The following is a 13,225-nucleotide window of genomic DNA, read 5'->3' as shown; positions in this document are numbered from 1 at the left end:
GCATAACCCCTGGGTAACCCGCGCGGCGCGACGATCGGCAGGTGCGCATCGTGCAGTTAGCCAATTTCTATGGCCCGCGATCGGGCGGGTTGCGCACTGCCCTGCACCACCTCGGTGAGGGGTATGTGGCAGCCGGGCACGAAGTGGTGCTGATCGTGCCGGGGTCACGGCGGTCGGAAGAGGTGCTGCCCACGGGAGCGCTTCGAATCACCTTGCCCGCATTGGGGATTCCGTGGACCGGTGGTTATCGGGCGGCCGATCCGCGGCGGGTGGCCGATGTGCTGTCCGGGCTGTCACCGGACGTCCTGGAAGTGTCCGACCGGCTCACACTGCGCGGTTTCGGCCGCTGGGCGGGGCGACGCGGGGTGGCGAGTGTGATGATCTCGCACGAACGCCTCGACCGACTGCTCGGCCAGTTCCTGCCCGGGCCCGTCGCGCGCCGCTGCGCCGACGTCGCCAACCGGCGCACGGCCGACGACTACGACATGGTCGTGTGCACCACCGATTTCGCGCGCGAGGAGTTCTTGCGGATCGGCGCACCGAACGTGGAACTCGTCCCGCTCGGCGTCGACCTCGACCTGTTCAGCCCCCGCCGCCGCGACCTCGGCCTACGCGCCGACCTCGGCGTCGACGGCCATCCGATGCTGGTGCACTGCGGACGCCTGTCGGTGGAGAAGCGCGTCGACCGCAGCATCGAAGCCGTCGGCGCCCTGCACCGCGCCGGTGTCCCCGCCCGCCTGGTCGTCGCCGGTGACGGCCCCCGCCGCGAATCCCTCGAACGCCGCGCCCGCACCCTGCCCACCCTCCCCGGCGGCGAACCCGCGGTCCACTTCACCGGCTTCATCAACGACCGCGCGATGGTGGCGAAACTCCTTGCCACCGCAGACGTTTCACTCGCTCCGGGCCCTCACGAAACCTTCGGCCTCGCCGCCCTGGAAGCCCTGGCCGCAGGCACCCCGGTAGTAGCCAGCCGCTCCTCCGCCCTCGCCGACATAGTCACCACCGACTGCGGCGCCATCTCCGCCGACCGCCCCCGAGCCTTCGCTCAGGCCGTCACCGAAGTCCTGGCCATGCCGACTCCCACCCGCCGCCGAGCCGCCCGCTCCCGAGCCGAACAATTCGGCTGGCCCCGCGCCGTCGCCGGAATGCTGGCAGTCCTGGGTCGCCCATAACTGGACGGCTGATCACCATGCTCTCATGGTGGGATTTCGGACAGAATAACGTGCTGAGGGCGTGGTGATCAGCTGTTCAGGTCTCCGAGCGTGCGGCGAGGACCGCGTCGTAGAGTTCGCGGCGGGAGGCGCCTCGGCCTGCGGAGACTTCGGCGCATGCGTCTTTGAGTCGCATACCACCGGACACCAATGTTTCGACCTCGTCGACCAATTCGGCGGGTTCGGCCGAAACCGGTTGGGAGCCTTCGAGGACGACGGTGATCTCGCCGCGGGCGCCGTCGGCGGACCAGGCGGCCAGTTCGCCGAGGGTGCCGCGGACCACTTCCTCGTAGGTTTTGGTGAGTTCGCGGCAGATGGCGGCGCGGCGGTCGGGGCCGAGGACGGTGACCGCGTCGGCCATGCAGTCGGCGAGGCGGTGGGGAGCTTCGAAGAAGACGATGGCGCGTTGTTCGGATGCCAAGGTGCGCAACCACTCTCGGCGTTGGCCGCCCTTGCGGGGGGCGAAGCCGTCGAAGCAGAAGCGTTCGACCGGGAGGCCGGACAGGGCCAGCGCGGTGGTGACGGCGGAGGGGCCGGGTAGGCAGGTGACCGGCAGGTTGCGTTCGACGGCCGCGGCGACCAGTCGATAACCGGGGTCGCTCACCGACGGCATCCCGGCATCGGTGACGAGCAGGACCTGCAGCCCGCTCTCGATATCGTCGAGCAGCGCGGGGATGCGGGCGGTCTCCACATGGTCGTAGAAGCTGACGATGCGGCCGGTGATCTCCACCCCGAGCGCCTTCGCGAGCGATTTCGTGCGGCGGGTGTCCTCGGCGGCGACCACGTCGGCCGAACCGAGCGCGTCGCGCAGTCGCTGCGACGCGTCGCCGATATCGCCCATGGGGGTTGCCGCTAAGACCAACACAGTGTTGTCCGACCTCTCCGGTAAGTTCTCCCCGCAGGCGAGCGAGGGTTGCCTGGAAAGCCAGGTGAGCAGATGGCGCCTGCTTCATTCTGTCAGGCGGGGAAGCCGCGCCCGAGGGCGCGTAGTGGGGAAACGAGGGGGGACAAGTGTCGGGTCGGACTTCGTGGGTGTCACCGCCTACGATCGGGGCGTGATCCCGGTGACCGATGAGCGCGCGATGCCCCCGTCGCGTCCCGTGTCGGCGGTGGTCAGTCCGGCGCCGTTGCGCCCGGCCCCCGATTTCGGACCGCTCGACACCGCGCGCGGCTGGGTGGTCACCGGTGTCCTCACCTTCATCGCCGCGCTGACCAGGTTCGTCAACCTGAACTACCCGACCGACGCGCGCACCCCCGTCTTCGACGAAAAGCATTACGCCCCACAGGCCTGGCAGATGGTCACCGGCGGCGGCGTGGAGGACAACCCCGCCTACGGCCTGGTCGTGCACCCGCCGGTCGGCAAGCAGTTCATCGCCATCAGCGAGGCGCTCTTCGGCTACAACGCGTGGGGCTGGCGCGGCACCGCGGCGCTGGCGGGCACGGTCCTGGTGCTGCTGGTGGTGCGGATCGTGCGTCGGATGGCCAGGTCGACGCTGATCGGCGCGTTCGCGGGCGTGCTGCTCATCGCCGAGAGCCTGACCTTCGTCTCCTCCCGCATCGGCATGCTCGACATCTTCATGTCACTGCTGGTCACAGCCGCTTTCGGCTGTCTGATAGTCGACCGCGACGAAGTCCGCGAGCGGCTGGCTCGCGCGGACCTGGCCGGTCGGATCGGCGTCTCGGACTGGGGGCCGCGACTCGGTGTGCGCTGGTGGCGGTTCGGCGCGGGCGTGCTGCTCGGGCTGGCGTGCGGCACCAAATGGTCGGGCATCTACTACATCATGTTCTTCGGCCTGATGAGCGTGGCCTTCGACGTGAGCGCGCGCCGCGCCTACGGTGTGCGCAGGCCGTGGCTCGGCACCGCGGTGCGCGATGTGGGGCCCGCGCTGTACGCGCTGGTGGTGATTCCGCTGGTGGTGTATCTGTCCTCGTACTGGGCGTGGTTCGCCAGCGAGACCGGGACGTACCGGTACGCCGTCGGCAATCAGGTCGGCAGCGGCGGCGCGTTCGCGTTCCTGCCCGACGCGCTGCGCTCGCTCTGGTACTACCAGGGCGAGACCCTCGACTTCCATTCCAGCCTCACCAATTCGGCGGGCAACCACCATCCGTGGGAATCCAAGCCGTGGACCTGGCCGATGGGCCTGCGTCCGATGCTCTACTACTACGCCGACGGCACGGTCACCGGTTGCGGCGAAGCGCAGTGCGTGAAGGCCGTGATGGCGGTCGGCACGCCGGCGCTGTGGTGGCTGGCGCTGCCGTTGATCGGCTGGATGGTGTGGCGTTCGGTCGTGCGCCGCGACTGGCGTTACGCGGCGGTGCTGGTCGGCTACGGCGCCGGGCTGCTGCCGTGGTTCCTGACGCTGGACCGGCAGATGTACTTCTTCTACGCGGTGGTGCTCGCGCCGTTCCTGGTGATGGGAATGGCGCTGGCGCTGGGGGACATCCTGGGGTCGGCCAGACCCGCGGGGATACCACGCAGTCCGACGGGCACCTATCTACCGGCCCCGGTGAACGAGCGATACGCGCTCGGATTGCTGATCGTGAGCATCTATCTGGGTTTGGTGATCGCGAATTTCGTGTGGCTGTGGCCGATCCTCACCGGTCAGGCGATCACGCCACAGAACTGGCAAGACCACCTCTGGCTCCCGAGCTGGCGTTAGGTGTCCAACGCCCGCTGAACGAACTCGATCGCGTCGGTGTCCTCGAGCCCGAGACGGCGAATCGTCGTGACGTAGTCGACGGCGGCGCGGCTGGCGATATCGCGGGTGGGGTCGCCGGAGGAGGCGATGAAAGAGCCTTGGCGGCCACGGGTTTCGAGCACACCGTCGGCTTCCAGCTCGCGGTAGGCGCGGGCGACGGTGTTGGGGGCGATGCCCAGGTCGGCGGCCAGCGCGCGCACTGTGGGGATCTTGGTGCCCGCGGTGAGCGTACCCGCGCGGACCTGCTCGATCACGCCCATTCGCAGTTGCTCGTAGGGCGGCTGGGTGGAATCGGTGGACAGCTCGACGTGGAACATCATGCCTCGTCTCGGGAGAGTGGGCAGGACATGCAGCGGGGACCACCGCGACCGGAACCCAACTCCGAACCGCTGATGGTGACCACCTCGATCCCCGCTTCCGTCAGGCGTGAGTTGGTCATCTCGTTGCGTTCGTAGGCCACCACCACGCCGGGTGCGAGGGCGAGGGTGTTGTTGCCGTCGTCCCACTGTTCGCGTTCGGCGTCGGGTCCTTCGCGGCCGGTGTCGATCACCCGCAGCTTCGAGATACCCATCGCCGCGGCGGCCGCGGGCAGGAACGGTTCGGGTCCGGTGATGCTGATGCGTTCGAGGTCGCCGCGCCCGGCGAAACCGTCCTCGCGGCGGATCGTGAACGCCTCCAAGGATTTCCGCACGCCCGGATACATCACCACCGCGTCGGTGTCGACCATCGTGCACACGGTGTCGAGATGCATGGTCGCCCGGTTCTGCGCGATCGGCACCACCAGCACAGTATGCGCCAGCTCGTCGTCGAACAGGCTGCGCGCCAATGCTTCCGCGCCGGCGGGCGTGGTTCGTTCGCCCACACCCACGGCGACAACACCTTTGGCGAGCAGCAGCACATCGCCGCCCTCGATCGGCGCGGTGTGCGATTCGTAGGCGCGCCGCACGCCGAGGAAGCGTGGATGGAACGCGTAGACGAGATCGGTGATGGAGGTCTCGCGGCTGCGCGCGGGCAATGCGAGGGAGGTGATCGCGACCTTGGGGCCGACCCAGAACGAGGAATCGCGGGTGAACAGCAGATTCGGCAGCGGATCGATGACGAAATCGCCGCCGTGGTGCATGCGCCGCACCAGCGAGGTGGCGTCGGGGCCGAACGGCAGCTCGTCGAAGGTCATCCCGGCCATCAGGATGTCGGCGAGCTCGCGGGCGTCGAATTTGCGCAGTTCGGCGGCGAGCTGGTCGGCCAGACCGTGACCGAGCCTGCGGGCGTCGACCGCCGCGGAGATGCCCTGGATTCTGGCCGCCCCACTGGCACTGAGGGTTTCGGTCAACAGATCTGCCAGTAACAGCACTGCTACGCCGCGCTCACGCAGTACGGTGGCGAAGGCGTCGTGTTCTTCTTGCGCGCGTTCGACCCAGGGGATGCCGTCGAAAAGTAGTTGATCGTTGTTGCTCGGGGTGAGGCGGCGCAGTTCCGCGCCGGGGCGGTGCAGCAGCACGGTGCGTAGCCGGCCGACCTCGGAGGTGACGGTCAGGCGTGAGTCGGGGGCGGTTCCCATCTGCAAACCGTAATGCGAGGACGGCGTGTCTGCGAGCCGCAACGCGCTGGTTCGGCTCGTCGTGCGTAGGTGTTCCGCTCATTTTTCGTACAGGACACGAATACCTGAAGTATTGTTCAGGTGGAAGTGGGAGGAGCTAATGATGACGATGGCCGATTGGCAAACGAAGGAGCTGACCCCGGGGCAGCTATCCGATCGTAGTGGAGTTGCAGTGTCCGCGTTGCACTTCTACGAACGCGAAGGTCTCATATCGAGCCGTCGAACCAGTGGCAATCAACGTCGATATTCGCGCGAGACCCTGCGGCGGGTGGCGTTCATTCGCATCTCGCAGCGCGTCGGCATCCCACTCAGTGAGATCCGCTCGGCGTTGGATCGCCTCCCCGAAGGCCGCACCCCGACCCGTCGCGACTGGGAGAACCTGTCGACGACCTGGCGCGAGGATCTCGACGACCGCATCACCCAGCTCGTCCGCCTGCGCGACAACCTGACCGGCTGCATCGGCTGCGGATGCCTGTCGCTCGGCTCGTGCAAACTCGTCAACGAGCACGACCGGCTCGGCGCCGAAGGTCCGGGCGCGCGCGTGCTCGATGTTCACGTGAACTGCCCGCCGAAATCCGGCTGCGTCTAGATGTTGTCGGAGGCCTCGGGCATCATCGCGGTATGACTTCTCTCGAGACTTTGGCCAAGACGCTGCTCGAACTGCACCAGCCGGGAAATCCGGTGGTGCTGCCGACCGTGTGGGACGCGTGGTCGGCGAATATCGCTGTGACAGCCGGGTTTTCGGGATTGACCATGGGCAGCCATCCGGTCGCCGACTCGATCGGTCGCGCCGACGGTGAGGGCATGAGCTTCGACGAACTGCTCGCCCGCGTCAGCCAGGTCACCGCTTCGGTCGAGGTCCCGGTCTCGGTCGACATCGAATCCGGCTACGGCCTGGAGCCCCTCCAGCTCATCGACGGCCTCCTCGCCGCGGGCGCTGTCGGCCTCAACATCGAGGACACCGTCCACAGCGAGGGCAAGCGCCTGCGCGGGGCCACCGAACACGCCGACCTGGTCCGCGGTCTGCGCGAAGCGGCCGACGCGGCGGGTGTGCACGTCGTCGTCAACGCCCGCACCGACCTGTTCCTGCGCCAGGACGGCGAAGAATCCGACCGCCTCGACCGTGCCATCGCCCGCCTCACCCTGGCCGCCGAAGCCGGCGCCGACGTCCTCTACCCCGTCGGCCGACACCCCGACGCCGACCTGCGCCGCCTCGCCACCGACCTTCCGCTCCCGATCAACGCGATCGCCCAACCCGGCACCCCCGTCAAGTCCCACTTCGCCGACCTCGGCGTAGCCCGCATCAGCTTCGGCCCATTCCTCCAGGCGGCACTGGGCACCGAAGCGACAAACCTGCTGGCAGCCTGGAAGTAAGGCCGCGCGGCAAACGACTTCGGGGTCTGACCGGGTTGGACTTGTCTCAGAGGGGGATGTCATCAAGCTGCGTACAGCGGCCAAAATTCTGGCCGCACTATTCGGTGCTGTGATGCTGGCCGTGGTGGGGATAGTCGTCATTGTCTCGCTGTCGGCCACACCGGATCGCGATGCTGAATCCGAGCAGGTTAAGCAGGCGCTCGCGGCGATGGCCGGTGTCGATGATGTCGACGTCGGCTATTCCAACACCATGACCCAGGGGGTCTACCTGACTGTCACGCTCACGATGCGTCAGGCGGCCGAAGCGCAGATCGCCGATGCGGTCGACGAACTGGCACGGCACCAGCGTCGCCACTTCGACGATTACAGCCTGACTACCAAGATCGTCGTCGGCACCGGGCTGACGCTGAAGTACGGTGCCGCACCGGATCGCGCCGTTGTCACCGAGCACACCGAGGAGATCCGGCGCCTCGGAGTCGAGGTTGCGCGGTCCGCTGTCAGCTGGGAACCGCTGCACCACACGCAAGCTCGGCTCGAAATCGTGCGAGCGTCGCCGACCCCGGAGGTGCTCGCGGCTGTCCGCGCGGCCGTCGGTACCCAGCCCACCAGCGTGCGGATCGAACCGGCCAGGAACGCGAACGCGTGGACGGTGTCATTCCCCTTCACCGAGGAAACCGAACTGCGCATTCGTGATGAGCTGGCACGACTACCGACCGCGGCTTACAGCTACGTTCGCATTGCCGACGATCACCTGGAAAACCTCGATGTCACCGTCCACGATGTGAACAGCGCGGAACAGGAACTGCGCGATCTGATCGCGGTGGTCGCGCCGACACCTGAGCACCCGCTCCAGCTCCAGTGGGACTTCCCGCGGGAAGCGTCGCAGCACTCCGGAAGTGCCGCGATCTACGGCTGCCTCACGACCCAGCCGCATCCCGGCGGACAATCGTCGGTGAGTGCGGGAATCCAGGCGCGCATCCGAGCCGACTTCGACAAATGCCAGAGATGATGACCGCGCGGCCCCGGAACTCGAGTCGGAGTGGACTGTCCGGCCACTGTGGCGCACAGCGAAACACCATGCGCCACAGTGTGTTCGGCTATTCCTTGGGCTCGAGGTAGCGCGGGAAGATCGGTTCCGGGGTGGGGAGGTCGACGCCCGAGACCAGGGGAGTCGCGATGTCGGCGAAGGTGCGGCCTTCCTGGGCCAGGAGGTCCAGGATTTTGGCGGCGGAGCCGGGCATGACCGGTTGGACCAGGATGGCGACGATGCGGATGACCTCGAGGGTGACGTAGAGGACCGTGGCCATGCGAGCGAGGTCTTCTACGGTGCCTGATTTGCGCAGTGCCCATGGGGCGTTGGCGGAGAAGTAGCGGTTGGTTTCGCCGAGGGTGAGCCAGATGGCTTCCAGGGCGAGGTGCATCTGCTGGGCGTCGAACTCGGTGCGGCACTTGGCGAGTAGGCCGTTCGCGCGGTCGAGCAGGGCGCGGTCCTCGTCGGTGAACTCGCCGGGGGTGGGGGACTTGGCGTCGCAGTTCTTGTTCACCATGGTCAGGCTGCGCTGGACCAGGTTGCCGAATTCGTTGGCCAGGTCGGCGTTGATGCGGCCCGCGATGGCGTCGTTGCTGTAGCTGCCGTCCTGGCCGTAGGAGATCTCGCGCAGCAGGAAGAAACGGACCTGGTCGAGGCCGTATTTCTGGACCAGCTCGAGCGGGTCGACGACATTGCCCGTCGACTTCGACATCTTCTCGCCCTTGTTGTAGAGGAACCCGTGCACGAACACCCGGCCCGGCAGTTCGATCCCGGCCGACATCAGGAAGGCGGGCCAGTACACCGTGTGGAACTTGGTGATGTCCTTGCCGATGATGTGCAGGTTGGCGGGCCAGAACTTCTTGAACGCGGTGGAGTCGGTGTTCGGAAAGCCAACGCCCGTCAGGTAATTGGTGAGCGCGTCGACCCACACGTACATCACGTGCTCGGGCGCGCCGGGGACCGGAACGCCCCAGTCGAAGGTGGTGCGGGAGATCGACAGGTCCTTCAGGCCGGACTTGACGTAGCTGACGATCTCGTTGCGCCGCGTCGAGGGCGCGATGAATTCGGGCCGCTCCTCGTAGAGGGCGAGGAGCTTGTCCTGGTACTCGGAGAGCTTGAAGAAGTAGTTCGACTCCTCGGACCAGGTGACCGGGGTCTTGGTCTCGGTGGACTCGCGGGTGCCGTCGGGCAGGAGGGTGGTCTCGTCCTCGTTGTAGAAGGCCTCGTCGCGCACCGAGTACCAACCCGAGTAGTTGTCCAGGTAGATATCGCCGTTGGCGAGCATCCGCTCCCAGATGGCGACGCTCGCGGCCATGTGGTCGTCATCGGTGGTGCGGATGAAGCGGTCGTACGAGATATCGAGCGCTTTGTCCATCGCCTCGAAGACGTCGGAATTGCGGGCCGCGAGTTCCTGCACCGGGATGCCTTCGGTGGCCGCGGTCTGCTGCATCTTCTGACCGTGCTCGTCGGTGCCGGTCATGAAGAACACGTCGTACCCGTCGAGTCGCTTGAAGCGGGCGATCGCGTCGGTGGAGATGTACTCGTACGCGTGGCCCATATGCGGCACACCGTTCGGGTACGCGATGGCCGTCGTGACGTAGAAGGCGGGCGCCTCGGCGCCTTCGGCTGCACTCATGATGCCCATTACTGTAATGCGGGTGGCAAACACGAATCGTCCGGCTCCGCCTGTTCCCGCGCCGCTCGCACCCCTGATCGACGCGCATACGCACCTCGATGCCTGTGGCGCAACCGATGCCGAGTCGACCACGGCCATCGTGGACCGCGCCGCCTCGGCCGGTGTCGGCCATGTGGTGACCGTCGCCGACGATCTCGCGGCCGCGCAATGGGCCGTGCAGGCCGCGCAGTGGGACCCGCGGGTGTACGCCGCCGTCGCACTGCATCCGACCCGGGCCAACGCGCTGGATGACAAGGTCAAGGCCGAACTCGAACGCCTCGCCGCCGACCCGCGCGTGGTCGCGGTCGGGGAGACCGGCCTCGACTACTACTGGCCGGGCAAGCTCGACGGCTGCGCCGATGTCGAAACCCAGATCGAGGGGTTCCGCTGGCACATCGACCTGGCCAAGCGCGTGCGCAAACCGCTGATGATCCACAACCGCGAAGCCGACCACGACCTGCTCACGGTGCTGCTCGACGAGGGCGCTCCGGACACGGTGATCTTCCACTGCTTCTCCTCCGACGCCACGATGGCGCAGGCGTGCGTGGCGGAGGGGTACGTGCTGAGTTTCTCCGGCACCGTCAGTTTCAAGAACGCGCACGAACTTCGCGAAGCCGCCAAGCTGGTCCCCGATGATCAGATCCTGGTGGAAACCGACGCGCCGTACCTGACGCCGCACCCGTATCGCGGGGCGCCGAACGAGTCGTACTGCCTGCCGTACACGGTGCGCGCGCTGGCCGAAGTTCGCGAGCAGGACCCTCAGGAGCTGGCCGAGATCACCACCGCCAACGCGCGCAGGCTCTATCGGATTCGATAGTCCGTTTCGTCTGGTCGGAAGGGGACTGGACATTAAACGTGTTCCGGCTCACATTTCGCCCACCTGGCCGTTATCTACCAGCGGCGTCTATATCGAATCGTGATCTGCAGTCCCGCTGATCGGGCAGTTGGTGTTGTCTGGCGCCAACCTTGTCGTTATCGTTCTGTAACCATGTCAGCTTTCGCACGAATCAACTCGTCACGTTCACCGCTGCTGTTCGCAGCGGTGGCGGCCATGCTGCTGATTCTGCTCGTCGGCGCCTCACTGGCCATCGTCAATCACAAGACGGTCGCCCTGGTCGTCGACGGCGAACGCACCGAGCTCACGACCATGTCCCGCGATGTGCGCGCCATTCTGGCCGACGCGGGCTACGAGATCGCCGAACACGACGAGGTGATTCCGGCCGCGGGCGCCAAGGTGGGCGACGGCGCCACCATCACCTTCAATCGTGGCCGCGAGATCACGGTCACCGTCGACGGTGTCGAGCGCAAGGTGTGGACCACCGGCACCACCGCGGGCGACGCGCTCGTGGCGATGCAGATCCCGTCCGACACGCACGTGTTGCCCTCGCGCGCCGAGAAGCTGCCGCTGGAGGGTGCCGCGCTGAGCGTCTACACCCCGCGCAACATCTCGCTGATCGACGGCGCCGCCGCTCCGGTCGACCTGCGCCTCGCCGCCGCGACCGTCGGTGAATTCCTCACCGCCGCAGGCATTCCGCTCGCGGCCGAGGACTTCTCGACGCCCGCCGCGGACACCCCCCTCGCCGAGGGCATGCAGGTTGTCGTCACTCGGCAGCGCACCGAGCACCGCACCGAAACCCTGCCGCTCGAACCCACCGAAACGGTGATCGAGGACGTGACCATGAACATGAGCCGCACGGTGGTCGAGAACCCGGGTTCGGCCGGTCTGCACGAGGCGACGTTCGCGGTGAAAATGGTCAACGGCGTCGAAGCCGAACGCGTGCAGGTGCATTCGAATGTGATCACGCCCGCGCAGAACAAGACGATCCGCAAGGGCGCCAAGCCGGGCACCGAGGTGCCGCCGGTCCGCGACGGTGCGGTGTGGGACGCGCTGGCGCAGTGCGAGTCGACGGGGAACTGGGCCATCAACACCGGCAACGGCTACTACGGCGGAATCCAGTTCGACGAGAGCACATGGGCACGCCAGGGTGGCCTGAAGTACGCCCCCCGCGCCGACCTGGCCACCCGCGAAGAACAGATCGCGATCGCGGAAGTGACCCGGGCACGCCAGGGTTGGGGCGCATGGCCCGCTTGCACCGGTCGTTTGGGGCTCAGCTGATTTCGTAAGTACCTGACCCGGGCACGCCAGGGCTGGGGCGCGTCGCCCGCGTGCACCGGTCGCTTGGAACTACGCTGATTTCGCAAGTACATGGGTAACTCCCCAACCCCCTCCAACTGGTGCGCACTGTTCGCGAGGCCGAGAACTAACGGTCGAGCTACCGGACGGCACGCTGAATACGCGGAGAGGCGGAACAGCGGCGACGGGTGGTTTTCTGATGCGTTCGAGTTCGGCGTGGTTGCGGGCGGCTGTTGCCGCAGCGTTGGCGGCGGGTGTCGGGCTCGGTGGGGCTGCTGTCGCGCACGCCGAGACGCCGGGAGTGGTGATCGCGGTCGAGCGGGCCGACGGGTTTCGGGGGATGGGCGAAACCCAGATCATCGACTACTGGACTCGGGGCGTCGGTGGGGTTGCGCAGCCTGCCAGCGGTGCGGTGTTCGTGCCCGAGGGGCAGGCGCCAGCGGGCGGGTGGCCGATTGTCGCGTGGGATCACGGGACGACGGGGCTCGCATCGGGGTGTGGGGGCATGTCGAATGCGGGTGGGACCGCTTGGCCGGTGACGCAGGACGAGTTCTTGCGGCGGGCGGTGAGCAAGGGGTTCGCGGTTGTCGCGCCCGACTATTTGGGGCTGGGGCGGTTCGACACGGGTCCGCATCCTTATCTGGGGATCGACACCGAGGCCACGGCCACCATCGACCTGTTGCGGGCGGCGCGGTCGGTGCGATCGGATCTGTCGCCGGTGTGGGTGGCGGCGGGGATGTCGCAGGGTGGACAGGCGGCGTTGGGGACGGGGCATCGGCAGGCGAGTTACGCGCCGGAACTGGACTTCCGGGGGACCATCGCGATCGACCCGGAATCGGATGTGGAGAAGGTGGCCCAGGTGCTCGTTCCTGGTAATCCTGATCGGCTCGGCGGGGGCATTCTCGGATTCTCGGCGAGCATTCTGGCGGGGATGCGGGCGTCGCGGCCGGACGCGCAGGTGGACAGCTTCCTCAGTCCGCTCGGTCGGCAGGTCGTCGACGAGATCGGCACGATGTGCCAGGACGACATCGACGCGCGGGTCGCGGGCTTGACCCTGGGGCAGTTGCTGGCGAAGCCGCTGGGCGAGGAGCCGATGCGGTCGGCGATGGCCGATTACATGACGGTCCCGACCAGCGGGTATGACGCGCCGATTCTGCTGCTGGTCAATGCCACCGACGAAACGGTCCCCTCCCCGCTGCACGCCTCCCTGGCCGCCCAGTTCACCGCAGGCGGGGTGAACTACACGCCGGTGGTCGGATTCGGCCGCCACTGCGACCTGAATCCAGCAATGTGGTCAGAGATCGATACTTTCCTGAATCGGGTCTACCCGCGATAGCGCAGACCTTTTGATTTTCAGCGATCGATACCTTCCTCGATCAGGTTCACTGATCACCCCTGTTGCGAGTCACCTCACAACTCTTCCGCGTTACTGAGAATTTCTCAGGCGTCCGAATTATCGGTATAACCCCTGGACAAGCGCGTCTTTCGGGGATTGCCGAGAGATA

The 13,225-nt window shown here is 66.9% G+C and carries 12 protein-coding genes; 8 read left to right on the top strand and 4 right to left on the bottom strand.

Going from position 1 to position 13,225, the window contains the following annotated elements:
- The first annotated feature begins 41 nt into the window (after nucleotides 1-41).
- Entirely contained in the window at nucleotides 42-1,172 is a 1,131-nt protein-coding gene (locus ACFWUP_RS27845) for a glycosyltransferase (protein ID WP_379238937.1), read from the top strand.
- A 76-nt stretch (nucleotides 1,173-1,248) separates the two neighbouring features.
- Here the strand turns inward: ACFWUP_RS27845 and rsmI are convergent, their stop codons facing one another.
- Nucleotides 1,249-2,076, bottom strand: coding sequence for a 16S rRNA (cytidine(1402)-2'-O)-methyltransferase (rsmI, locus tag ACFWUP_RS27840; protein ID WP_379238936.1), 828 nt, complete (start codon nucleotides 2,074-2,076; stop codon nucleotides 1,249-1,251).
- A 217-nt stretch (nucleotides 2,077-2,293) separates the two neighbouring features.
- Here rsmI and ACFWUP_RS27835 point away from each other — a divergent pair, with 217 nt between their 5' ends.
- Nucleotides 2,294-3,871, top strand: coding sequence for a dolichyl-phosphate-mannose--protein mannosyltransferase (locus tag ACFWUP_RS27835; RefSeq protein ID WP_379238982.1), 1,578 nt, complete (start codon nucleotides 2,294-2,296; stop codon nucleotides 3,869-3,871).
- Here the strand turns inward: ACFWUP_RS27835 and ACFWUP_RS27830 are convergent.
- Nucleotides 3,868-4,227, bottom strand: coding sequence for a GntR family transcriptional regulator (locus ACFWUP_RS27830; protein ID WP_379238981.1), 360 nt, complete (start codon nucleotides 4,225-4,227; stop codon nucleotides 3,868-3,870). The two genes, ACFWUP_RS27835 and ACFWUP_RS27830, sit on opposite strands and share 4 nt — an antisense overlap.
- Nucleotides 4,227-5,468, bottom strand: a complete 1,242-nt coding sequence (gene arcA / locus ACFWUP_RS27825) for an arginine deiminase (RefSeq protein WP_379238935.1) — start codon at nucleotides 5,466-5,468, stop codon at nucleotides 4,227-4,229. Before arcA ends, ACFWUP_RS27830 begins: the two co-directional genes overlap by 1 nt.
- A 142-nt stretch (nucleotides 5,469-5,610) precedes the next feature.
- Between arcA and soxR the strand changes: the two genes are divergently transcribed.
- From soxR to ACFWUP_RS27810, 3 genes are all read left to right on the top strand, one after another.
- Nucleotides 5,611-6,096 (top strand): redox-sensitive transcriptional activator SoxR, encoded by a 486-nt coding sequence (soxR, locus tag ACFWUP_RS27820; protein WP_379238980.1) that lies wholly within the window; start codon nucleotides 5,611-5,613, stop codon nucleotides 6,094-6,096.
- A gap of 32 nt (nucleotides 6,097-6,128) precedes the next feature.
- The gene (locus tag ACFWUP_RS27815) at nucleotides 6,129-6,881 is read left to right on the top strand and encodes an isocitrate lyase/phosphoenolpyruvate mutase family protein (protein WP_379238934.1); all 753 of its coding nucleotides are present in this window, start codon (nucleotides 6,129-6,131) and stop codon (nucleotides 6,879-6,881) included.
- A gap of 112 nt (nucleotides 6,882-6,993) precedes the next feature.
- The gene (locus tag ACFWUP_RS27810; protein WP_379238933.1) at nucleotides 6,994-7,890 is read left to right on the top strand and encodes a hypothetical protein; all 897 of its coding nucleotides are present in this window, start codon (nucleotides 6,994-6,996) and stop codon (nucleotides 7,888-7,890) included.
- A gap of 88 nt (nucleotides 7,891-7,978) precedes the next feature.
- Here ACFWUP_RS27810 and metG read toward each other — a convergent pair whose 3' ends face one another.
- The gene (gene metG, locus ACFWUP_RS27805) at nucleotides 7,979-9,547 is read right to left on the bottom strand and encodes a methionine--tRNA ligase (protein WP_379238932.1); all 1,569 of its coding nucleotides are present in this window, start codon (nucleotides 9,545-9,547) and stop codon (nucleotides 7,979-7,981) included.
- A 16-nt stretch (nucleotides 9,548-9,563) separates the two neighbouring features.
- Here metG and ACFWUP_RS27800 point away from each other — a divergent pair, with 16 nt between their 5' ends.
- From ACFWUP_RS27800 to ACFWUP_RS27790, 3 genes are all read left to right on the top strand, one after another.
- Nucleotides 9,564-10,403 (top strand): TatD family hydrolase, encoded by an 840-nt coding sequence (locus ACFWUP_RS27800; protein ID WP_379238931.1) that lies wholly within the window; start codon nucleotides 9,564-9,566, stop codon nucleotides 10,401-10,403.
- Between the two features lie 171 nt (nucleotides 10,404-10,574).
- A complete protein-coding gene (locus ACFWUP_RS27795) occupies nucleotides 10,575-11,702 on the top strand; it encodes a transglycosylase family protein (RefSeq protein ID WP_379238930.1) in 1,128 nt (375 codons plus the stop codon).
- Between the two features lie 217 nt (nucleotides 11,703-11,919).
- Nucleotides 11,920-13,056 carry an alpha/beta fold hydrolase gene (locus ACFWUP_RS27790; RefSeq protein WP_379238929.1) on the top strand — a complete coding sequence of 379 codons (1,137 nt, stop codon included), beginning with the start codon at nucleotides 11,920-11,922 and terminating at the stop codon, nucleotides 13,054-13,056.
- Nucleotides 13,057-13,225: the final 169 nt, after the last annotated feature.

Origin of the sequence: Nocardia sp. NPDC058658 (genome assembly GCF_042716665.1) — a bacterium.
Classification (GTDB): Bacteria; Actinomycetota; Actinomycetes; order Mycobacteriales; family Mycobacteriaceae; genus Nocardia.
The sequence above is the reverse complement of the archived record's forward strand: the minus strand, read 5'-3'. Positions and strand labels throughout refer to the sequence as shown.